11 protein-coding genes are annotated in these 24,354 nt (G+C 44.6%); 7 read left to right on the top strand and 4 right to left on the bottom strand.

Annotation, left to right across the window (positions count from 1 at the left end; all coding sequences use genetic code 11):
• Positions 1–10 precede the first annotated feature (10 nt).
• Both ACP26M_RS06600 and ACP26M_RS06595 read right to left on the bottom strand, forming a co-directional pair.
• On the bottom strand, positions 11–1,570 hold the full coding sequence (locus ACP26M_RS06600) for a RagB/SusD family nutrient uptake outer membrane protein (RefSeq protein WP_426587263.1): 1,560 nt from the start codon (positions 1,568–1,570) through the stop codon (positions 11–13).
• Positions 1,571–1,594: 24 nt separating this feature from the next.
• Entirely contained in the window at positions 1,595–4,792 is a 3,198-nt protein-coding gene (locus ACP26M_RS06595) for a SusC/RagA family TonB-linked outer membrane protein (RefSeq protein ID WP_426587261.1), read from the bottom strand.
• 1,277 nt (positions 4,793–6,069) lie between these two features.
• Between ACP26M_RS06595 and ACP26M_RS06590 the strand changes: the two genes are divergently transcribed.
• Positions 6,070–6,963, top strand: a complete 894-nt coding sequence (locus tag ACP26M_RS06590; RefSeq protein WP_426587259.1) for a sialate O-acetylesterase — start codon at positions 6,070–6,072, stop codon at positions 6,961–6,963.
• 37 nt (positions 6,964–7,000) lie between these two features.
• Here ACP26M_RS06590 and ACP26M_RS06585 read toward each other — a convergent pair whose 3' ends face one another.
• On the bottom strand, positions 7,001–11,185 hold the full coding sequence (locus ACP26M_RS06585; RefSeq protein WP_426587257.1) for a hybrid sensor histidine kinase/response regulator transcription factor: 4,185 nt from the start codon (positions 11,183–11,185) through the stop codon (positions 7,001–7,003).
• A gap of 562 nt (positions 11,186–11,747) precedes the next feature.
• Here ACP26M_RS06585 and ACP26M_RS06580 point away from each other — a divergent pair.
• Positions 11,748–12,869, top strand: a complete 1,122-nt coding sequence (locus tag ACP26M_RS06580) for an alpha/beta hydrolase-fold protein (protein ID WP_426587255.1) — start codon at positions 11,748–11,750, stop codon at positions 12,867–12,869.
• Between the two features lie 163 nt (positions 12,870–13,032).
• On the opposite strand, the gene ACP26M_RS06575 is transcribed toward ACP26M_RS06580, so the two are convergent.
• On the bottom strand, positions 13,033–15,585 hold the full coding sequence (locus ACP26M_RS06575) for a glycoside hydrolase family 9 protein (protein WP_426587253.1): 2,553 nt from the start codon (positions 15,583–15,585) through the stop codon (positions 13,033–13,035).
• Between the two features lie 479 nt (positions 15,586–16,064).
• On the opposite strand from ACP26M_RS06575, the gene ACP26M_RS06570 reads away from it, so the two are divergent.
• The 5 genes from ACP26M_RS06570 to ACP26M_RS06550 are packed head-to-tail and all read left to right on the top strand — an operon-like array spanning position 16,065 to position 24,304.
• Entirely contained in the window at positions 16,065–17,975 is a 1,911-nt protein-coding gene (locus ACP26M_RS06570; protein WP_426587251.1) for an alpha/beta hydrolase-fold protein, read from the top strand.
• Between the two features lie 38 nt (positions 17,976–18,013).
• On the top strand, positions 18,014–19,357 hold the full coding sequence (locus ACP26M_RS06565; RefSeq protein ID WP_426587249.1) for a family 43 glycosylhydrolase: 1,344 nt from the start codon (positions 18,014–18,016) through the stop codon (positions 19,355–19,357).
• Positions 19,358–19,386: 29 nt separating this feature from the next.
• Entirely contained in the window at positions 19,387–20,565 is a 1,179-nt protein-coding gene (locus ACP26M_RS06560) for an endo-1,4-beta-xylanase (protein WP_426587247.1), read from the top strand.
• A gap of 10 nt (positions 20,566–20,575) precedes the next feature.
• Positions 20,576–22,150 (top strand): glycoside hydrolase family 43 protein, encoded by a 1,575-nt coding sequence (locus tag ACP26M_RS06555; RefSeq protein ID WP_426587245.1) that lies wholly within the window; start codon positions 20,576–20,578, stop codon positions 22,148–22,150.
• A 54-nt stretch (positions 22,151–22,204) separates the two neighbouring features.
• Positions 22,205–24,304, top strand: a complete 2,100-nt coding sequence (locus tag ACP26M_RS06550) for an alpha-L-arabinofuranosidase C-terminal domain-containing protein (protein ID WP_426587243.1) — start codon at positions 22,205–22,207, stop codon at positions 24,302–24,304.
• Positions 24,305–24,354: the final 50 nt, after the last annotated feature.

The following is a 24,354-nucleotide window of genomic DNA, read 5'->3' as shown; positions in this document are numbered from 1 at the left end:
AATATAATTATTAATAACCGGGATTTTGATGTCCGTTTACCTTAGGGTTATTATCCAGCTCGGCCTGAGGAATTGGCAATAGCTCATCTCTTCCTTTTCTGAAATATGGGAATGGGTCAGTGGTGAAGTATTGCTTTTTCCTCCAGCGAAGGATGTCGATATTTCTTATTTCTTCGCAACCCATTTCCACCATTTTTTCGTGCATGATAGCTTTTACCACATCAGCTTTTGACGCTACAGGAAATTGCGCTGTTGGATAAGGCGGCATAGCAACATCCGCACGTGCACGAATCATATTGAGGTAGTTAACTGCTGCTGCAGTATTACCCAGCTCATTTTCACATTCGGCCAGCATCAATAAAACCTCGCCATAACGGATAATGCGTTGATTATTGCCGCCCGGGTGGAAACCCGCTGCCGGCAAACCTTCCTTGTAAATGATCATGAACTTACGGAAACTAATCTTTTTGGTAACACCGTTCATCACCGAAGAATTACCGTTCTGGTCGCCGTCTGTAAGTACCGACGCGCCTTTATTATAAGTGTCGCCCGATTGATAACAGGTGTAGTGAAAACGGGGATCAGATTTGGCCGCGCCGGTAGCAGTGTTCTCAAATTCGTTAATCAATTTGTTTGATGGAATAAGGTTTCTCCATGCTATCGGGTTGTATTCCTGGTTACGTACGGTAGACTGCGCTTCAGTAGGACTGTCACCGCCCCAGTTAAATCCGCCGTCACCTTTGTCAACAAATACGATCTCGAAGATGGATTCGCTATTGAATTCGGTCTCCTCCTCAAAGTTGTCAAGGTACCTGGCAGTAAGGGTATAGCCGTTTGCTCCAGTTGTAGGGATTTTTAAAAGCGCAGCTTTAGCACCGGCATAATCGCCGGTTTGCATCAACACACGGCCCAGCATAGCATTTGCCGCAGAAGCGGTTGCCCGGCCTTTATCGGTACCGGTTTTCTCAGGGAGAACGGCTGCCGCATCCTGAAGGTCTTTAACAATTAAAGCATAAACCTCAGTTTCGGATGAGCGTGGCTGAAAATCGCTAACTGCCTGAGCAGGCGATGTATAAACAGGCACCCCTCCCCATTGTGAAACCAGGTCGAAATAAGCCCAGGCGCGCAAAAACTTAGCCTCGCCAACCAACCGGTCGCGTAGGGCCGTGTTATCAGTTACATTAGGCCCATTCGCAATAACTACATTCGCCCTGAAAATAGTTGTGTACCAGGTATTCCAAACAGAATTCATCACTGAGTTGGCAGGATCAACATTGCCGTTAAGCATCTGTCCCCTTGGGGCTTCGAGCTGCCCGCCGCCGCTTGCAACCTCATCACTTCTGAGATCGTGAATAAAAAACCACTCCCTTGATACCAGCCCCAGGCTATGAATGGCAACATAAATAGCGTTTACCCCCTTGGTTAACTGATCGCTGGTTTTGTAATATTGGTTCGTTGTTACATTGTTAGGATCGCTGGTGTCAAGGGACCCTTTTTTGCATGAGTTAACCGTTGCCGTTACCATAATAGCTGTAAGGGCCGACCATATGTATATTTTCTTCGTTTTCATTGCTGTATCTTTTTAAATTAATCGTTAAAAGGTCGCCTGTAAACCCAGCTGAACTGTTCTTGGCTGCGGGTACTGGCCGTAATCAATACCGTTGGTAAGGGTACCATTACGAGAGCCGATTTCGGGATCAAGACCTTTATATTTAGTAAATGTTAAAAGATTGGTTGATGCCACATAAATCCTGAGCCTGTTCAACGCGTTGTCTGTTTTTGACTTTAACCATGAAGTTGGGAAATTATAGCCTATCTGCATGTTTTTAACCCGCAGGTATGAACCGCTTTCAATCCACCTGGTTGAAGGCCTTTTGTTGCCGTTCGGATCGCCTGAAATGGCGCGCGGGATATTTGTGTTGGTATTTGTAGGTGTCCATGCCTTTAACACATTGGTACCCGCATTGAAAAGCCTTGGCATGCCTTCGAGGATAATCCTTTCGCCATTAAATATCTTGTTGCCATAAACACCTTGGAAAAAGACTATCGCGTCGAAATTTTTATAGGAAGCGCTGTAGTTTAACGAGTAGGTGAATTTTGGCAGATAGCTACCAATAAAAGTGCGGTCGGCATCAGTGATAACACCATCGTGGTTTATATCCCTGAACTTAATATCGCCGGGAGCGGCATTTGTTTGCTTTGCTGAATTGGCAACTTCACCAGCGTTTTGGAATATCCCATCTGCAATATAGCCAAAGAATGATTGCACCGGCTGCCCAACTGCTGTTTTGGTTATAGGATCACCACCGCCATAATCCGCATCGCCGCCGGCGGTAATGGAAGCATTGGCGGTACTAAGCGTTAAAATCTTGTTTCTGTTCAGGGAAAAATTTCCGGTAATATCATATTTAAATTCGCCGTGTGTTTTATGATAACCTAAACTAACTTCAAAACCGCGGTTACGCATTGAACCCACGTTAGCTAAAGTCCCGGTACCGTTAAAACCAAGGCTGGGCGAGGTAGGTACGGTTAATAGAAGGTTATCGGTTTTCCTGGTATAAACCTCGGCAGATAATGTAAAGACATCCTGGAACAAGCCCAGATCTAAACCAATGTTGGTTTGTTTAGTTGTTTCCCATGACAAATTGAGGTTACTTAAACCACTGTAAAACGAAGCATTTCCAAGATCGGCCAGTGAACCGTTGAACGGATAGGTAGCTATGTTAGATGATATAGGTTGCAAATAAGGATAATTGCCCAATACGGTGCCATTGATACCTGTTACACCGTAACCCGCCCTCAGTTTTAATGACGAAACCGACTTGAGCGACTTCATGAAATCTTCCTGGTCTACCTTCCAGCCTAATGACGCGGCAGGGAAACTTTCATGTTTATGCCCCGGCGCAAATACAGATAAACCGTCGCGGCGTATAGAGCCTGATATCAGATATTTGCCTTCAAAATCATAACCCAAACGAGCTACTTCTGAAACAAGGAGATTAGTGCCATAGGTATAATTAGTGAAAAGATTAGTCGCGCCATTTAGTGTCCTTACCGTATTGGTATTTTGGTTACCCGAAGAAACCTGGTTGTCGCCGCGTGAGCTTTGGGCCTCGTAAACTAAAACGGCATTAACATGGTGCTTGTTGCCGAACGTTTTATCGAAAGTAAGCTGCTGCGAGTACAGTTGCGTGGTGCTGGCGCCCCTGGTATAATTAATAACTGCGGTTGGCGATTGAGAAGTACCTCCGTCATTATAAATAGGTGTGTAAGTATTATTCATGTTGCTGCCATAATCAATACCATAAATTGATTTAAAGTTAAGCCATGAAGCAAACTTCAGCGTGGCATACGCATTACCGTGGATTGTATAACCGTGATTGGTATTATCAATCAGTTTGGCCGCTTCAATCGGGTTGGTTGGGTCTGAGCCATCGAAACTATTTTGCGGCCCCATAAACCCGCCGGCATTATTTGGATTGTAGATTGGCAGATATGGCTGCATCCTCACCACATTTGTTATGGCAGAACGGTTACCCGCATCTACGCCGTAACGCTGATGATTGATGATGGCATTGAATGTTTCGCCAAACGACAGGATTTTACCAATCGTATGATCGGCGTTAACCCGAATCGCCTTGTGGTAAGCGCTTAAGCCCTGGGCGATACCCTGCTGATCGAAGTAATTTGCCGAAGTATAAAAGCGGGTCACCGCGTTGCCGCCGCTCAATGCCACATTGTGCTGCTGAATCGGAGCATTACTCCTGAAATACGCGTCCTGCCAGTTGGTATTTGTTTGAGCAAAGGTTTGGGAACTACCCGCATAAATTGGTTTGTTAAAGTTTTCTGGCAGCAGGCGCGGCGGTATGGCTATAACAGGAGTGGCTGAACCGTTAAGAGCGCGCTCATATTGCAAGTATTGCTGGGTATTAAGCAGGTCATACTTTTTGATTACATTTTGTATGCCATAGTATGAGTCGATAGTTACCTCTGTGCGGCTATTGTTGCTCCCCTTTTTAGTGGTTATAATAATAACACCATTTGTACCCCTGGAACCATAGATCGCCGCAGCACTCGCATCCTTCAACACGTCGATACTTTGAATATCCTTAATATCAACGCCTGTGAGGCTGCCCGGATATCCATCAACGATGTATAAAGGATCAGATCCGAAATTCACAGAGCTAATACCACGCAATGAAATAATAGCCCCGGTTCCCGGACCGCCGTTATTGGTAACAGTAAGACCAGCTATACGGCCTTGCAAAGCTTCAATGCCACCCACAGGCAGAGAGGCAAGAGTTTTGCCGCTAACCGATGAAACCGCTCCCGTTACCTTAGCACGTTTTTGCGATCCGTAACCAACCACAACAACCTCTTCCAGGTTCTTGGTATCTTTTTTCATTTGCACCTTTAGCTCGGCAGCGCTGGTAACCGTTATCTCTTGCTGTGCAAAACCAATTAATTTGAAAACGAGCACGGCTGAATTTCCGGGCACTGCTATTTTGAAGTTACCGCCGGCATCAGTAGTTACGCCTTGTGTTGTGCCTTTTATGGAAACCGCTACGCCGGGCAGGGGTTGGTTATCGTCATCAGTAACTTTGCCCGAAACGTTGAATGCAGGCTTCATTTTCAAAGCGCCATTTTTGTTAATGGTAATGCCATTCAATGAACCTGCTGAACCACGATTATGTGCAATTGACACCGATGGCATTGCGAGCGCGCATCCGGTTAAGATGAGCGTAGCGTAACGCCATTTGTTATTATAAATTTTTTGTAAAGAATACTTCATGTTATTAAGGTTTAAAATTTTCGATTCGATTAAGGAAACGTTGACGTGATTTGCTCTCGGGGCAACATTTACCGATATCGTTTAAGCTGTAAATGCCTAAAATTATCCTGGCCTTACCTAATGGTAACTACCGGATTTAAATGAACGACGAAACCTATCCGTTAGCTGTTCCGTACTTATCCAGGATCTGAAAATCTCTTTTTTGTCTTTCCATAATTTTTCTTGTTAGTTAATTGATTGATAATTGATATGTAGGTGTTATTAGTTTTCAATTTCAAACAGTATCCCACGCCGAACCGGACAGCAAACGACAAATGCCACGAATGCTCCATTATTGGTCAACATGTTTATAATTGGTAATCTGTACGTTGTAATGCCAACAGTACTTATTGTTACAGCCGGCTAAAAGCAGATTGTAATAACAGGGGTAAAATTATCTTTCGCGGTTTAGTAGGTAGCGCAGTATTTATCTTAATCTTACAACATTTGTTTAAGCAAGTTCCCTACAACAAGGTTTTCTTTCCATGTTAAAACAGTTTTCCCGCATGATATATGACGTGCCTCAATGTAGATTTTTGAGACCGATAAAAATTACAAATAATTGATTTTAAGCTATTTAAATACAAAACAAAAATCAAAACGAGTTGAACACTGGTGATTTTCTTTACCAGAAACTGGCACTGGTTTGTTAATTTGAAGGCAAAAATACCGCCAACAACAATCGATTGCGAAACTTGCCCGAAACACGGTATTTAGGTATTGTTAAAACAATAAATCTTATTGATTTATAGCTATAGAAATAATAAATATTTTTAGCATACCTGCTTACAGGAAACAAATAAGGACAGCCTCGCGCTGTCCTTACAACCAATTTTAAAAAAAGAAAAGTAATAAAGGTGAGGTATTATATCTTGTAAGTATGTGATAAAGTATTTGCGCGTTAACGCAAATGCTACAAATAATTATTGATCATATCAGTAAACTTTGTTAAGGTTATGTAGTCCAGGATTAGTACACCTCAAGCAATCAAATGTATTAAGGATGGTAAACTTTAAATGACACACATGTTGAAAAGGTTAACACATTGGTTTACTAAACGCACAATCGCTCCCCCATTCCTAACTTATTGCTGTTCTTTGTAGACTATTGCAAAATGCCCTAAACAATTGTTATAGCACTTTCAACAATTGTTGTAATAGTATGATTATAGGTTGGCCTATTTTTATCAGCAGACTGGCAGCCAATTTTGATTGCTGCAAAACCTAAAAGAACATCAAATGAATCTAAGGATCTTTTCTCTTACCCTGTTGGCAATCGTCTTGTTATTTGTTGGTAATGCATCAGCCCAAAACAAAAAGTTTTATATTTTTTTGTGCTTCGGTCAATCAAATATGGAAGGTAACGCCCGCATACAGCCACAGGATACCATAGTTGATCAGCGTTTACAAGTACTGGAAACCGTGGACTGCCCTAACCTTAAACGGGCCAAGGGCAACTGGTACACCGCCGTGCCACCGTTGGCACGCTGCAATACCGGCCTCACCCCTGCCGACTACTTTGGCCGCACCCTGATAGCAACCCTGCCCAGCGATGTAACAGTTGGTATTGTGAACGTATCGGTAGCTGGTTGTAAAATTGAATTGTTCCAAAAAGACAGTTATAAGGATTATGCAGCCACCGCACCTTCCTGGATGGTGAATATGATCAACGAATATGGAGGCAATCCCTACGGCCACTTAGTGGAGATGGCTAAACTGGCGCAAAAATCCGGCGTGATTAAAGGCATCTTGCTGCACCAGGGCGAATCTAACCCAAATGATACGCTTTGGACACTTAAAGTGAAAAGCATTTATGATATGCTATTAAAAGATCTTCACCTGAAGGCCAGAAAAGTTCCCTTGCTGGCTGGCCAGCTTGTTAATGAAGACCAGGGCGGCAAGTGCGCTGCTATGAACCACATAATTGATAAGCTTGCTGAAGTTATCCCCAACGCATATGTGATCAATTCAAGCGGCTGCCCGGCTGCATCAGATAAGCTGCACTTCACCGCTGAGGGCTATCGAATTTTAGGCACACGATACGGATTACAAATGCTCAATCTGTTGGGTTACAAGGCACCGGCCATCACCAATCCTGTACCTGTTCAAACAACAGGGAATGCCGGGAGGTAATATCGATATTTTTCTATCAGCTAAAATGAAAGCTTGCTTAAGCAACGCTTTTGACGTCTACTTTTTTCACCCGGTACTCGGATGGCAGAACATTATATTTTGCCTTGAATGATTTGGTAAAATAATGAGGCGTCGAAAAACCGATGGAGTATGCTATCTCGGCAATGGTCAGATCGGTTTTTTCGAGCAGTATGGCTGCTTTGTCCAGTTTTATGGAGCGGATAAATTCCACAGGTGGCTCGCCGGTTAGTTCGGTGATCTTGCTATAGAATGATCCCCTGCTCATACTAAAATGATGGCTGATCTCCTCGACGGAAAATTTAGGGTTGTTGATGTTTTTCTCAATATACATCACCACATCTTTAATGAACCTTTCTGACGAGGATTCGATATCCATGTCTGCCGGGATAACTTTTATTTTTTTCTGATAGGTTTCTTTAAGCGACTTATTTAGATGAAGCAGGTTTTTAATTTTGATATTCAGGATATCGAAGTTGAAAGGTTTGGTCAGGTAATCGTTCACGCCCAACTCCAGCCCTGCGAGTTGCTCCTTCTGGCTGGTCATCGCCGTTAATAATATAATTGGGATATGGCTGGTCCTTTTATCGGCCCTAAGTTTACAACTTAGCTGGATCCCATCCATATAAGGCATGCTGATATCACTAACTATCAGGTCGGGATGTACGGCAAGTGCTTTATGCCACCCTTCACGGCCATTAGCTGCCTCCGAAACTTTGTAAGTTGCAGCCAGGCTTTCTGACAAGTATTGCCTCATTTCATCATTATCTTCAATAACCAGGACATGCAGCTGGTTAACACCAGTGGCAATCGCCGTCTTCGGTTTACTGTTCTTGTCATCGTCGATAACGATTGGGGCAGCCTCGGGCGTATTTTGCCCATGCATTGCTGTCTCTGATAGATTAATTACAGGCAACAAAATTGATAAGGAGAAAATTGAGCCTTTGCCTAATTCACTTTTCACACCAATCTCGCCGCCATGCAATTGGACAAGCTCACGTGTTATCGATAGGCCAATCCCGCTTCCCTGGTTAAGTATGGCAGGCTGGGCATCTGCCTGGTAAAACCTGTCAAAAACGTGCCTAACCTCCTCGGCTGCTATACCGGTACCTGTATCCGCAACCGAAACACCCAATTGGTATGAATTGCCATCTTCTGATATGACAGGGGCGGTAACTTCAACAGTAATTTGCCCGCCAGGCATCGTAAATTTAAATGCGTTGGATAGCAGGTTAAATAATATTCGCTCAACCTTATCATGATCAAATTTTACAAATAACCTTTCACCGGCAGTTTTAAATACTGTAACAATTTTTTTTCTATTGGCCAGATCATAAAACGAATCTGCTACTTCGCGAACAAAAGAAATAAATTCCCCTTCAACCAAATTCAACTTAAGCTCATTCTCTTCAAGTTTCCTAAAATCGAGCAGTTGGTTAACCAGGTTAAGCAACCTGCGCGAGTTTCTTTTAATAACACCTAATTGTTCGGTAACAGGTCCGCTGTTAGGCTGCTCCAAAAGCTTGTCAACAGGCGCCATTATCAAAGATATCGGTGTCCGGAATTCATGGCTCAGGTTGGTTAAAAACTTAATTTTCATCTCATCCAGTTCATGACGGGCTTCGGCTGCTTTACGTTCCTGCTCATCGTGCAATTTCTTTTTAAGCTTTTTAACACCCTGCCTGCGGATGAGCAACAACACGCCAAAGGCCAGCAAAACATAAAGCACATAAGCATATATGGTCATCCAAAATGGCGGCTTCACTATAATTTTCAAGGATGTACCAGTATCATTCCATTTACCATCATTATTGGATGCCCGTACCCTGAATGTGTATTCTCCCGGATCAAGGTTGGTATAACTGGCCGTTGTTGATGTTCCTGCATTTTTCCAGGTATTGCTAAATCCCTCTAAAATGTACGAATATCGATTTTGCTGTGGAAGGGTATAATTAAGCGCCACAAAGTTTATGGAGATGTCTTGTTTATACTTTATGGTTATTTCTCTTGCCTCACTGATGTTAACAGGCAAGGGGTTATCCCGGTTGGGCGAAATACGTTTATTATCTATACTCAGGGTAGTTAATACAACCGGCGGCAGGTTTTTATTAAGCCTTACATCTGATCCCTTAAAATAATTGAACCCGTCTACCCCTCCAAAGTAAAGCGTGCCATCTGCGGCAATAATACCCGATCCGTTTAAAAAAACATTGTTTTGAAGCCCGTTATCGTTACAATAAACATAAAGTTTCTGATCAGCCGGATCAATTCTTCCGATACCCTGGTTTGTACTGAACCATATATTATTGGTTTTATCCTGCAAAATTTTACAAATTACACCGTTCAGCAACTGGCTATTGTATTTAAACGGGGTTATTTTTTTAAGCCGATGGTCATAAAAGAAAAGGCCATCGCCATTGGTACCTATCCACATATTGCCGTTAGTATCGCGTTTTAAAGACAACACCTCTGCTATAGGCAAACCTGTGTTGATTGGATTAAGTGTATCGAACACTTTGGTAGCCGGGTTATAAATAGCGATGCCCGTACCGTACGACCCTATCCACATATTACCGTCATTATCCTCTTCAAAAGCCCTGATATAACCATTTGATGGCATTTTATAGCCTTTTACGGACACTAAAGCGGGTTTAAACCGCCGGAAGCTATCAGCCTTCGCGTCAAAAATATCGATACCTGCACCGTTAGTTCCTATCCATACATTACCAAGGCGGTCTTCCTTGAAGCAGAAAATATTATTTTGACTAATATTTAACTTTCCGGTACCGCTCGTGAATTGCGTATAGCCATTGTTTACGGTATTGAGTTTAAAAAGCCCGTGACCAAATGTTCCTATCCAAAGTTGTTTTTTATGATCTAATAACATAGCCAGAACAGGCAGGCCTGCCGAATTTATTTTTTCCTTAGGCTGGATTGCGATATGAGTAAAACGGTTGGTTTTGTTGTTGAAAATGCTAAGGCCGCCGCCGTCCGTTCCCACGTATAGTTCATTGTCATTTTTTTGCGCGAAAGATGATACGATTGGTGCGCGTAAACCGTAAGGGTCTAACTCAGTGGGTTGCACATAATTAAACAAAGTTAGGTTTTTGTCGTATTTATTAATACCACCCATATAGGTACCCACCCAATAAATACCTTTAGAATCGATATAAATGCTGCGGATGGATTTACTGTTCAGACTATACGGATCGCGCGGATCATGACGGTAACGGATGGATTTACCGGTGTGGATATCCATAACATTCAAACCGCCTTCGGTACCAACCCAAATGTGGTCTTTATCATCAGCGGCAATGCTGTAAACAATGTCACCACATAGCGACGTCTCATCCTTATCATTATAACAGTAATTAACAAAGTGTTCACCATTCTTATCCAGGCGGCTTAAGCCATTAGCTGTACCTACCCACAAATTGCCCACTTTATCCTCCGAAACTGTCATTACAACATCCGAGGGTAAACTACGGGTATCGTTTTTTTGATGACGGAAGGCTTTAAAACCTTTATGCGTATCATCATATAAATACAAACCTAAATTGGTGCAAACCCACATCCTGCTGTAACTATCCTCAAAAATATAGCCCATGCTTTTAACCGGTATCAGCCCTGGTTTGCCTGTCCCGGTTTCAAAATGGCTGATATGCATACGATCGGGACTGATCACATCAAGGCCGTTTACCGTTCCCACCCAAATCTCATTTTTATCGTTTGCACAAACGGCGGTAATAACACCCTGGCTTAAACGCTGTCCTTTTAAGGGCGAACTAAAGCTTTTGAAATCATCCGCGGCCTTATCGTAATAATACAAACCAAAACCGATAGTGCCTACCCATAGCGTACCGGCACGGTCCATGCTGATACTGCTTATTTCGTAGGAACCTGGCTCTACCTGCCTTTTGGCACCCAATGTATAAACTTTAAACTTCCTTCCGTCATACCTGTTCAAGCTTTCTGAGGTGCCAACCCACATCATCCCGTTATTATCTTTTACGATGGCATTTACGGCGTTACCCATTAACCCCTGCCTGGTGGTTAATGCGGTAAATTTCAGGTTAGGCTTTTGAGCATTTGCCAGGAAACTGAGGTTGGCCAAAACGACTAAGGTGAGTATAACGCGCACAGTGCCTGCCAGCACTGTATTGATCTTTTTGCAAATACACAAATCGGGTACAGAATGCATCATAACAAACAGGTTACTTTTTTCCGGAGCGGGTAATCCGCAGGAAAAAATTGTTGATGAACTATGGTTTTAAAATTGGTTTGATTGACGTCTTCGAACAAACATCATTATCCAAATCTACATTTTATGATGATGAAACAGGCAAACATTTGTTCAAAGAAATAACACACTTGTTCAATTGAACCGGTAATTATTGTACAAAAGTACATATCGACGAATTTGCGGCAATGATATCGCTCCACATGGTATCGACAAATGTTGTAAAATTATGCTAAAAACTGCGTGCCTTGTTTTTAATATAAAAATACTTTTATAATAAGAAAAAGCCGCTCAAAACAACAGGATAGCCATTATAAATTATTTTTAAATATTTCATCCCGGATCAACTTTTCATAAATAATGAAAACTGGCTCCGGTTAAAGTCAAAACAAAACAACTACTTAATATGTGTAACAATAACAATTAATCACAATTTAATCATTTATCGTATTCCGTGTATTTCACCGGATCAAAACAGCCCGGCACTTTACTATTAGCCACAATTTATAAACCTCAATATTCTATTATGAAACCAAAATGTTTACTTGCCTTGTTGGCCGTTACATGTGCCTCCAGTCTCTGCATGGCACAAACAGCTTCAATTGCCGAAGATTTCAAACCATCAACTTTTAACCAGCCGGGACAAGAGTACCCTCAGGTAAACTCGCAAGGCTACGCGCGCTTTCGTATTAAGGCTCCACAGTCCGACAGTATAAAAGTTAGCCTTGGTCTTGGCGGGCGCGGGGGCACCAAACTCACAAAAGGAGCTGATGGGTTCTGGACCGGCACTACAGAAGGACCGATGGATGAAGGATTTCACTACTACCATTTAACGATTGATGGCGGGGTATTTAACGATCCGGGCACATTAAATTTTTATGGATCAACACGTTGGGAAAGCGGCATTGAGATCCCCGCGCACGACCAGGATTTTTATGCGCTTAAAGATGTTCCGCATGGCAATGTGCAGCAGATCCTTTTTCCTTCAAAAAGCACCAATACCCAGCGCAGGGCTTTTGTTTACACGCCACCAGGGTACGAAAAGGATAAATCAAAAAAATATCCGGTACTATATCTACAGCATGGTTGGGGCGAAGATGAAACAGCATGGAGCAACCAGGGCCATGCCAACCTGATTATGGATAACTTAATTGCAACCGGTAAAATACAGCCATTCATTATTGTAATGACTTACGGCATGACCAACGACGTGAAGCCCGGCCCTGGCGCATTTAAAAGTTTTAAGATTGATTACTTTCAAACAGTTTTAACTGACGAGCTTATCCCCTACGTTGATGCAAGCTTCCGCACACGTGCAGACAGGGCTCACCGTGCGATGGGGGGATTATCAATGGGCGGTATGGAAACGCATATGATAACACTAAACAAGCCGGAGCTTTTTGCCTATTATGCCCTGCTTAGCGGCGGAACTTATTCGCCGGATGAGCTTAAAGACAAAACCAAACCTAAACTGATATTCATAAGCTGCGGCAGCAAGGAACGGCCCGATGGCGTTAAAAATGCCGTGGTTGCTTTAAAAGGTGCGGGATATGACGCGGTATCTTACATTTCTGAAAACACCGCACATGAGTTCCTGACCTGGCGCCGTAGTCTTTACGAACTTGCGCCTTTGCTATTTAAAGAGTAAATACCAATTACATTCACATGGTTATATACAAAGAAGTCCTGCCGGCAAAATGCCGGCAGGACTTCTTTGTATAAACGGGTTGACCTAAATCCACCTCCCCGATCCCTTCTATTCGAAATCGGGGAAGTGATTGTTTAATTTGAAGTAATGCTCCTTTAACTTGTTAATTATGCTGACCTAACTGATTAGCAGCTCCTGACAAAACAATGTACTGCGCACAGCCGGCTATTGTAACTTCATTCTCCCCCCAGAAAAACGGCCAGTCTTCCTTATTCTCCGGAAAATCGGGTTTAAGCAGCAGGATACCGGGCACTACGCCACCGGCAATAAACCTGAAGTCGGCCCGGTTATTACCGTAGGTTACTTTTTTTGAACGTACACCGACCGCCGATACAAACGAAAGGTTGGAATAAGGATGACACCCGAAAATATAATTCAGCCCTTTGTAAACATATTCCGGACCGATTATATTAGGGAAATACTTATTTGCGTAATAGTTGGTAATGGCGTAGTTAATAACCTGCCCACTACCGCCCCAGCCTCCCGGAGTAACCGGCACACCGTAGGGGTTCTGTTTATCGTACTCATCACATGAAGCCTTGTACTTTTGCATATAGGCTGCGATTTTATCCTGGTAATCTTTATCCATGTAAGGGTAAGCGTGCAGCGCGCTTATCATAACAAAGCCGGGAAAGCGATCAAGCATCGGCATAATCAGCTTTTTGAAATGATCTGCATACTGCTGATCTTTGGTTGTGATATACAATTGGAGCGCGGCAAGCATTTCGTTACCGGCAAGGAACCTGTTACGTGCCCGGGCGGCCGAGTCCATGTGCATTTTCAGGCTGTCGTCTTCGTGCCAGAGTTTCAATGCACTTTGCAAACTTTTAGCAGAGAGCGTATCATTGTACCCTTTTAACGCCCTGCTGGCAGCGGCAAGCGCGGCGGTAGCCTGGTAATCCAGTGCTATATTCCTTGTAGTGAACGCCCATCTGTCATCCATAGTGCCACTTGATTTACCGTCGGTTTGGTAGGGCTTCAGCGAGGCGTTATAAGGCAGGTTATCTGTTTCGTTAACGGCGTCTCCGAGGTGATGGTACTGGTGCAAATTAGGCACTATGATTCCGCGCGCCGGGTGGCCAATGTTCACTACCTGCGCTACCAGGTTAAGCGTACCATGTTCAATTTGCTGTAAAAGATCAGGCTTACCGTCAGGGCGGTGTATATCTACGTACCGGGTTGGGTAATCCACATAGGTTTCGTCGCGATCGATCTTAAAATTCTCCCAGGCTTCAACAAAATTCAGCACAACGCTGCAGTGCGATGGCGTTTCAACATCAAAGTCGCCGGCATCAAACCAGCCGCCAACATTAAGCCCGGGGATGCGCTCAAGCGGTTTATATTTTGTGTCAGTAGTTGGCCCCATCTGGTACGTATCAAAATGCTGGTGGTTTGGAGGTGCCTGCAAGGCATCATCAAGAAAAGGCGCGCCATGCCATACGCGGTAGGCCTCATTAACCATCATGTGATCCATCTGAACCGGAAACCAAACATCCATTGTGGGATGCCCTATATTTTCATAAACATTTGCATTGATGGGGAATGCATTGGTTTTTTGGTCGCCGTAGGCTATCACATATAAACCTGCTTTTTTCACACTGCTGAAGTCGAACTTCAAATATTTGTAACGGGTAAATTGTCCCCAGTGCTGTACAGCTGCTTTAAGCCGCTCAACGTATTTCCCATCGGGAGTTATCTCAAAAAGTGTGGCGGTTTGTAATGGCGTGTCATTTTTATCCAGTTCTATTACGGCGGTCTTTTGCTGCTCCGGGCGGTAACCAACCTGCGAAAACTCAATTACGGGCGCACGCTTCCAACCAGGTACGGCATTTGGCTCAATATACCAGGTTAATACTTTGCCCGTTTTTCCTGCCGGTAATAAACTGCGCACAATAAACCATCCGTTTTGCGCAAGGCTTCGGCCGTCAAACAACTTAAGGTCGGCATCAAACGATTGAATTTTAATGGTACGCTCAGGATCTTCGGGCGCCATCACCAATGTTTTACCGGTAGCCAATGGTGCGGGCTCGATAAATTCGTTGCGGCCACGATCGTCAAATGTGCTGTGGTCGGCAAACTGCGGGATTTTTTGGCTTGAAGGTAGCATTTTTGTTAAACCTGCCGGGTACAGCGGAAACTCGCCCGGTTTTCCATCAATCAAAAATGTTTTCTCAAAGTAAGCAGATGGTATAATTTCCAGGTTGAAACCTGCCCTGCCTGCTAACTTTTCCGGTACCGGCTTATCGAGGTATAAATTCAATTCAACGCCATTGCCTTTCGGCGTAACGGTGATCCTGGAATCAAAATCATAATCGGCGTAACGCATGGTAACATCAATTTGATGGTTGATGCTATCAACCTTACGGTTAACCAGTGTGGGCACCAGGTCCCATTGCTCGGGTGTGTTTTGCAGCCGTACCGCGCCGCCTGTAATTGTACGCACGCCGTGGTGTATCAACTCAACACCTGCTGTCTTTTCGTCCTGAAAGATCCCATTATACTGGTTACTGAATACGAGGACGTTGACGCCGGGTGTTTCGAAATAACCCAACTTGTTTAGTTTTAGTTTTTGAGCCGTGCCCCGGAGGGATGACAGGCAAAAAATTAATGCCGTCACCATCATGACCGGCTTCGGTAAGTAAATTTTCAATTGCATGGTTTATAAGATTTATTAAAGAAGTTTATTAATCGGAATACCGATTACGGACCGTACGAAAGTATCCGTACAGAAAGTGGTTTGCTACCACAATCCAATATTTTGATACCACGAATGTATCTGCATGGCTTCGTTCCAAAAAATGCTATATGATTGTTACAATCAGCCGCAACCAACCGCTGCCGCAAGCATTCCAGATATCCAAAACAAACTGGCTATCAATACAATTAACCATTCAAAAAAAAAATAGCGGGCGTATTTTCCGGCTTCCTGTTCATTTACGCAAACCGGGTTGACGGTTCATTTTTCAGGTCTTAAACATTCGTGCTATCATTATCATGATTTGTGTTAACCGCGGCAAAGTGCTTGCCCTACTTTCGGGTATTCCTCAAACGAGCAAAAACTAACAAAATTTAACCCGCTTTAGTGTCTTTAATCCGAAAGGCAATCAGTTTAGCGGATTAACTGACAACAAAATTATGAAGAAGATAGCCTACCTCACCGTCATCGGCATTTTGCCTGCCTTGCTGGCCCTTTCACAGCCAGCTCTTAAACATTCACCGGCCGGTTTCGACACTTACCGCGCTGGTATAGCACACGGAAAATTAGACACCGTTACCTACAACTCAAAAACAGTTGATTCCAAACGGCGCGCAGTAGTTTACCTGCCACCCGGCTATACCGCTAAAAAAACATATCCTGTTTTGTACCTGCTGCATGGTATTGGCGGCGATGAATTTGAATGGCTTAACCAAGGCACGCCCCAGGTGATATTGGATAATTTGTATGCCGATAAAAAACTGGAACCAATGATTGTGGTGTTGCCCAACGGCCGTGCCATGAAAGACGACCGTGCCACCGGCAATATAATGGCTCCGGATAAAGTTGCCGCGTTTGCAACTTTTGAGCACGACTTGCTGGATGACCTGATCCCATTTATTCAAAAAAAATATCCAGTTTATACCGATCGCGAACACCGGGCACTGGCCGGATTATCAATGGGCGGTGGTCAGTCACTTAATTTTGGGCTGGGCAACCTGGATAAATTTGCCTGGGTTGGAGGCTTTTCATCAGCGCCCAATACCAAAAAACCTGAAGAGCTGTTACCTGATCCCGATGCAGCCAAAAGCAAACTTAAGCTGCTTTGGATCTCCTGCGGCGATCACGACGGGTTAATGTCGTTCAGTAAACGTACCCACGATTACCTCGAACAAAAAAATGTGCCGCATATCTTCAATGTCGAGCCGGGAATTCACGACTTTAAAGTTTGGAAAAATGATCTTTACCTGTTCTCGCAGTTCCTGTTCAAACCTGTGGATATCGATAAATATAACATGATGATCTCGGGCGGCCCTGCATCTACCAATATCAGAGGCTCAAAATATCCTTTTATCCAGCCCGACCACCGGGTGCTTTTCCGTGTCAAGGCGCCGGATGCTCAAAAAGTTCAGGTTGACCTGGGCAAGAAATATGACATGGTAAAAGACACAGCCGGTTATTGGACAGCTACAACAGATTCAATTGGCGAAGGCTTCCATTATTATTCGTTGATTATAGATGGCGTTGCTACAACCGATCCTTCCAGTCAAACCTTTTACGGCATGGGGCGCATGGCCAGCGGCATAGAAATACCATTTGACGGCGGCGATTATTATGCGCTAAAAAATGTTCCGCATGGCGATATCCGCATCAAAACCTATTTTTCAACTGTCACCAAATCATGGCGAAGGCTGTTTATTTATGCCCCGCCTGGTTATGATGCAAGCCAGGTTAAATACCCTGCGCTATATATATTACATGGCGGCGGCGAGGACGAAACCGGCTGGGCAACCCAAGGCAAAACCGATATCATTATGGACAACCTGATTGCGGCCGGGCAAGCGAAACCCATGTTAGTGGTAATGCCCGATGCCAATTTCGGCGGAGGTTTTGGTGAAGCCGGCCTCAAAACCTTTGCAAATGAAATAAAACAATGTATAATTCCCTTTATAGAAAAGAATTACCGGGTTAACCGCACCCCGCAGGGCCGTGCCCTTGCCGGGCTTTCCATGGGCGGACTCAACACCCTATATACAGGTATCTACAATACTGATACATTCAGTTACCTTGGCGTATTCAGCTCGGGATGGATTTTACCTGCACAAAACAGCATCGCTGATGCACAGTATGATTTTATGAAGAAAAATACTACCAAAATCAACACCAACCTAAAAGCATTCTGGATTGCGATGGGCGGCAAGGAGGATATCGCGTATAAAAACTGCCAGGTTATGCTGGGCAAGCTGGACGAGATGAAGATAAAACATACTTATTACGAGTACCCGGGAGGCCATACCTGGCCTGTTTGGCGAAATGATCTTTACAAATTTGCCCCCATCCTGTTTAAATAATTAATGATCAAGAAAATCAGATCAAAGACATACCGTTCATGAAAAATATTAAGTTCTGGCTATTGCTATTCGGATCAGTACTGGGCTTCGCCGGGCGATCCATAGCGCAAAATCCATTAATCAGGGACCAGTTTACGGCCGATCCCTCGGCCCGCGTTTTTGGCGACAGGGTGTACGTTTATCCATCGCATGATATTAAGGCAACACCCGGTCATGGCCGCCCTGGTTGGTTTTGCATGGAAGATTACCACGTTTTTTCATCAGCAAACCTCACCGACTGGACTGATCACGGCATGATCATCAGTCAAACAACAGTGCCCTGGGCCGACCCTGCTTCGTACAGCATGTGGGCTCCCGACTGCATTTTCCGCAACGGCAAATATTATATGTACTTCCCTACTACCATGAAAGGCAGCGAAAACGGTCGCGGCTTTACAATTGGTGTTGCCGTGGCCGATAAACCTTATGGACCGTTTACCCCTCAGCCAGAACCTATAAAAGGTGTGCATGGCATCGATCCTAATGTGTTTATTGATAAAGACGGACACGCCTACTTGTATTGGGCACAGGGTAACCTGTATGCTGCAAAACTTAAAGAAAATATGCTGGAACTTGCATCAGAACCAATAATTTTAGCCGAACTGCCTGATAAAGGGCTGAAAGAAGGCCCTTACCTGTTTGAACGCAATGGCATTTATTACCTCACCTATCCGCATGTGGCCAATAAGATTGAGCGATTGGAATATGCTATCGGCAACAACCCGATGGGGCCTTTTAAATTTGCAGGCGTGATTATGGATGAGTCGGCTTCCGGCTGCTGGACCAATCACCAATCAATCATCCAGTTTAAAAATCAGTGGTACTTGTTTTATCACGACGACGACCTATCGCCGAATTTCGACAAAAACAGATCGATAAGGTGCGACAGCCTGTTTTTTAACGCCGACGGAACGATCAAAAAAGTTATTCCGACCCTGCGTGGCGTGGGGATCACCAAAGCCTCAGAAAAAATACAGATAGACAGGTACAGCGATAAGGACAGTACCGTTAAAATCTCCTTTCTTGATACCGCAAAAAGATTTGACGGCTGGAAGACTACGTTCAACAATGCAGGCAGTTGGATCCGTTACAATCGTGTTGACTTCGAAGGCAAAAAGTTTAAAGAATTGCAGATTCTGGCAAATGCAGCAAGCAAAGCGACTATAGAAGTTCGGCTGGGCGATCCTAACGGACGTATATTGGCTTCGGCAAACATTGCCGAAGGGAACGACTGGCAAGTTATACAAACCCGCCTCGCTTCTCTCCCATCTAAAACCGCCAACCTGGTAATAGTATTAAAAAGCGGCACCGGCGTTAATATCGACTGGATAAGTTTCAAATAAATTAAAATTACACCTGCAACTGATCCAACATGAAATTTAAAACGATTACAACATTAAAATTCCCGCTGTTACTAACTGGATTTGTCGCTCTGGCATCCTTTACGAACCGACAGGCCCTACACCATAACGCAGATTATGGCCGGGCTGCAACCTCATCACATAAGGCTGATAAGGGATTGAAAGATTATTACCGAAAGTATTTTCCTATCGGTGTTGCAGTAAACGCGGCTGCACTTAGCGGACCTGAAGCAGAACTGATTGCAAAGGAGTTTAACAGCGTAACACCGGAAAACGACATGAAAATGGGCCCCATTCATCCGCGCGAAAATGAATATAACTGGAAAAACGCCGACGCTATCGTAGCATTCGCGCAAGAGCACCACATGAAAATCAGGGGCCATAATTTGCTTTGGCATGCGCAGGCTCCTGCATGGATGTTTAAAGACAGCACGGGCAAACAGGTAAGTAAAGATGTGTTGCTGAAGCGGCTTAAGGATCATATTACCACGGTAGTCAATCATTTTAAGGGTAAAATATACGCGTGGGACGTAGTTAACGAAGCCATTGATGATAAACCCGATAACTACCTGCGTAACTCATTATGGTACCAGATCTGCGGCGAGGATTTTATTGCCAAAGCGTTTGAATATGCCCATGAAGCCGACCCGGAGGCCCAGCTTTTTTACAACGATTACAACAGTGAGGTTCCATCCAAACGGGATAAGATTTGTAAATTGCTCAGGAACCTTAAAGACGCCGGTGTACCGGTAACCGGAGTAGGCCTGCAGGGCCACTGGAAATTAAATGACCCCAGTTTGCAACAAATAACTGAAGCTATGGATAAGTATGCAGCACTTGGATTAAAGCTGCAGATCACGGAGCTGGATGTTACGGTACGTACTGGCCCGCGTAAAGCAGGCGATCAAACGCTAACGGATTCCGCTTATACGGAAACTATGGCCGCTCAGCAAACCGAAAGGTATAAGGCCATTTTTGAAATATTCAGGAAATACAAAAAGGTAATAACCGGGGTTACTTTTTGGAACGTATCAGACCGGTACAGCTGGCTTGATTTCCGCGGTGGCGGTATTGCCGGCGGCGCGGCTGCGACCGAGGGCACAACTCGCAAAGTTATCAAAGCCTACCCGTTATTGTTTGATGAAAAACTTCAGCGAAAAAAGGCATATTGGGAAGTGGTTAACTTTTAACGTAAAATGAATGAAAACAAAAAATATCGCATTTCTTAAACTGGCAGTTACCTGCCTTTTATGGCGACTGGCAATTATGCCTTTAAACGCGCAAACAGCACAAAATCCTATCATATATGCAGACGTTCCGGATGTATCGATGATCAGGGTTGGCGATACTTATTATGCGAGCAGCACCACAATGCATCTTAATCCGGGGCTGCCAATTATGAAATCAAAAGATTTGGTGAACTGGCATATCGTGAGTTACGCGTATAATACGCTTGATGGTGGGGATGCCCTTAACCTGGCAAATGGAGCAAACGCATATGGCAGGGGCTCATGGGCAAGCAGCTTGCGTTATCATAACGGTACGTTTTACGTTTCCACATTTTCGGGCACTACCAATAAAACCTATATCTACAGCACAAAAAACATTGAAAAAGGCCCATGGAAAGAAATGTCCTTTAAACCGGCATTACATGACCACTCGCTTTTTTTTGATGAGGACGGCAAAGCTTATATGATTTACGGAAGCGGCAAGATCATGCTGGCCGAACTGAATGATGATCTGTCTGGCGTCAATCCTGATAAAAAACCGCAAATCCTGATCGAGAATGCAAGCGCTGCTGCCGGTCCCAATATTGGTTTGCCTGCCGAAGGCTCACAACTGTTCAAAATTAAGGGGAAATATTACCTTTTCAATATCAGCTGGCCCAAGGGCGGAATGCGTACCGTTTTAATCCACCGGGCCGACAAGTTGACCGGCCCTTACGAAGGCCAGGTAGGGCTTCAGGATAAAGGTGTAGCCCAGGGCGGGCTTATCAATACCCCGAAAGGCGATTGGTATGCCTATTTATTCCGTGATTTTGGTGCCGTTGGCAGGGTGCCGTACCTGGTACCGGTTACCTGGACAGATGGATGGCCTGTTTTGGGTGTTGATCACAAAGCACCAGATACGCTGGATTTACCCGCGAATAAAAGCCTGATGCCCGGCATTGTATCCCCGGATGAATTTAGCCGTAAAAACGGGGAGCCAATGCTGCCTTTGGTATGGCAATGGAACCATAATCCGGACGATCAGTTATGGTCGTTAAAAAAGCGGGCCGGCTACCTGAGATTGACCACCGGGCGGCTCGACAGCACAGTACTATCGGCACGTAACACCTTAACGCAGCGCACTATTGGCCCCCAATGTTCAGGAATAACTTTAATTGATGTCGCCAATATGAAAGATGGAGACTTTGCAGGGCTGGTTTTACTGCAAAAAAAGTACGGCTTCGTTGGTGTAAAATCAGATCATGGCTCTAAACAAATAGTTATGATCAGCGCGCAATCCGGATCGGCTATTGAAGCGGCCAGTATACCTCTAAAGCAAACAACCATTTACCTTAAAGCAAGCTGCGATTTTACTAACCGGGCAGATAAAGCCTACTTTTTTTATAGTCTAGACGGGCGCAAATGGGAACCTATTGGCATACCGCTGCAAATGGTTTATACGCTCCCCCATTTTATGGGATACCGCTTTGGCCTGTTTAACTATGCAACCAGGCAATCTGGCGGTTATGTTGATTTTGATTTTTTCCACATCAGCAATGCACAATAAAACAATGAAGCAGCAACCTGGTCACCATTTCAGAATAACTAAGGAACACCAACAATGACAAAAAAGCTACTATTCTTATCTGCTTTATGTTTAAGTGCATTCAGCGGCTTACAGGCGCAAACCCGCCTCAACCTGGATCTTACCCAAGGTGTGAACGTAAGTCCGAAGCTTTACGGGCTTATGACCGAGGAGATCAATCATTCATATGACGGAGGTTTATATGCCGAACTGATCCGTAACCGGGTTTTCAAGGATAACCCAAACCAGCCCGAAGGCTGGAGTGTTGTTCAGGATGGCGATAGCAAGGCATCGATACAGCTAATTGGTGCCGATCCGGCCAATGTCCCTTTTGATCAGGGGCGCAATGCTATTAACGCGGCACTTACCACCTGCCTTAAGCTTACGGTTAGCCAGACAAACGGTAACCGCGCGGGCATTGCCAACAGTGGCTTTTGGGGTATTCCGGTTACACCGTCAACTACTTATCGCTGCTCATTTTATATCAAAACCGGCACTGTCAATTTTCCGCGGGGTAACCGGCCCGACGCTGCTCCGCCAGCAACAGCGGTTACTGAAGATGGTCCCGGTATTATCAACATTAGTTTGGAAAGCACCGATGGCAAAACAACTTACGCAAGGGGCACAATCAACCTCGAAAAAAGCATGTACTGGAAAAAGCATGAGTTAACCATCACAACCGCTGCAAATATCAAACCTACTGCCGACGCGCGTTTTGTGATTTCATCTACCCGGACAGGCACTTACTATTTTAACCTCGTTTCCTTATTTCCCCCAACGTATAAAAACAGGCCAAATGGCAATCGCATTGATTTAATGCAGATGATGGCCGATATGAAACCTACCTTTCTACGCTTTCCAGGCGGCAACTTTTTAGAGGGGCCGTACCTGGGTGATGCCTTCCCATGGAAAACAACCTTAGGCCCGCTGGAACAGCGCCCCGGCCATACAGGCAGCTGGGGGTACCGGGCAAGCGACGGTATGGGCCTGCTGGAATTTTTAGAGTGGTGTGAAGATTTAAAAATGGAACCGCTTTTAGCAGTTTTTGCCGGTTACTCGTTACGTGGTGACCACATAGATGCGGGGCCTTTATTGGAGCCATATGTTAAAGACGCGCTGGATGAAATTGAATATTGTATTGGCGATACCAAAACTTACTGGGGTGCAAAACGGGCTGCCGACGGTCATCCCGCCCCTTTTAAACTCACAGATATAGAGATAGGCAATGAGGACTGGTTCGACAGGTCGCATAGCTACGATGGGCGCTTTAAGCAATTTCAGGCTGCTATAAAAGCCAAATACCCCCAGTTACGCTGCATCTCAACCATTGAAAGTTATAAGCCCGATAAGGTAACCAGTGTTAAACCCGAAATGGTTGACGAACATTATTACCAATCGGCCTGGCAGATGGAAGAAGACGCGGCGAAGTACGATAGCTATGACCGTGCAACCAGCCCTAAAATATTTGTAGGCGAATGGGCCACCCGCGAAGGCGCGCCTACCACTAACCTGAATGCGGCCCTCGGAGATGCCGCCTGGATGACCGGGATGGAACGCAACAGCGACCTGGTGGAGCGGTCATGCTATGCACCCTTATTTGTGAATGTAAACCAGGCAGGCAACGGCCAACCTAAAGCCTGGCAATGGGACTCTGATCTGATTGGTTATACTGCCCTTAAAAGTTATGGATCCCCATCCTATTATGTACAAAAAATGTTCGGCAGCTACCTTGGCACTAAGGTGGTGCCAATAACAGCCGAAAATGCCCCCTTACGCAAACCGGCAGTTAAAGACACCGCCGGCATAAGCCATTGGCCGGCAAACGCGCGGCGCCCTAAAGCCGAGCGTCCGGCGTTATTTTTTGTTTGTACCCAGGATGCTAAAAACATATATCTGAAGGTGGTGAATACTGATGATATGGCCCAGGAAATAACCATCAACCTAAAAGGCGCAGATGTGGCTGCAAATGGTACCCTGGTAGTACTAAAGGGCGATAAGCCGGAAGATACCAATACCATTGATGAGCCAACAAAAATCGTCCCGGTTACGTCGACCATAACGGGACTTGGCCGGTCATTCAAACACACCTTTCAGCCTTACTCTGTCAACGTCATCAGGCTGTCGAAGCGTAAATAGGCCATTGAGCTGAAGTTCAATTCAAATATATTATCAAATGCGAAAAGTCG

Source organism: Mucilaginibacter sp. R-33 (assembly GCF_049949235.1).
GTDB lineage: Bacteria > Bacteroidota > Bacteroidia > Sphingobacteriales > Sphingobacteriaceae > Mucilaginibacter.
This window is presented reverse-complemented; position numbering and strand designations above follow the sequence as displayed.

Coding starts and splice junctions, on each gene's coding strand:
- ACP26M_RS06590 (WP_426587259.1), top strand. CDS start 6,070: ATGAATCTAAGGATCTTTTCTCTTACCCTGTTGGCAATCGTCTTGTTA.
- ACP26M_RS06550 (WP_426587243.1), top strand. CDS start 22,205: ATGACAAAAAAGCTACTATTCTTATCTGCTTTATGTTTAAGTGCATTC.
- ACP26M_RS06560 (WP_426587247.1), top strand. CDS start 19,387: ATGAAATTTAAAACGATTACAACATTAAAATTCCCGCTGTTACTAACT.
- ACP26M_RS06565 (WP_426587249.1), top strand. CDS start 18,014: ATGAAAAATATTAAGTTCTGGCTATTGCTATTCGGATCAGTACTGGGC.
- ACP26M_RS06555 (WP_426587245.1), top strand. CDS start 20,576: ATGAAAACAAAAAATATCGCATTTCTTAAACTGGCAGTTACCTGCCTT.
- ACP26M_RS06595 (WP_426587261.1), bottom strand. CDS start 4,792: ATGAAGTATTCTTTACAAAAAATTTATAATAACAAATGGCGTTACGCT.
- ACP26M_RS06580 (WP_426587255.1), top strand. CDS start 11,748: ATGAAACCAAAATGTTTACTTGCCTTGTTGGCCGTTACATGTGCCTCC.
- ACP26M_RS06585 (WP_426587257.1), bottom strand. CDS start 11,185: ATGATGCATTCTGTACCCGATTTGTGTATTTGCAAAAAGATCAATACA.
- ACP26M_RS06600 (WP_426587263.1), bottom strand. CDS start 1,570: ATGAAAACGAAGAAAATATACATATGGTCGGCCCTTACAGCTATTATG.
- ACP26M_RS06575 (WP_426587253.1), bottom strand. CDS start 15,585: ATGCAATTGAAAATTTACTTACCGAAGCCGGTCATGATGGTGACGGCA.
- ACP26M_RS06570 (WP_426587251.1), top strand. CDS start 16,065: ATGAAGAAGATAGCCTACCTCACCGTCATCGGCATTTTGCCTGCCTTG.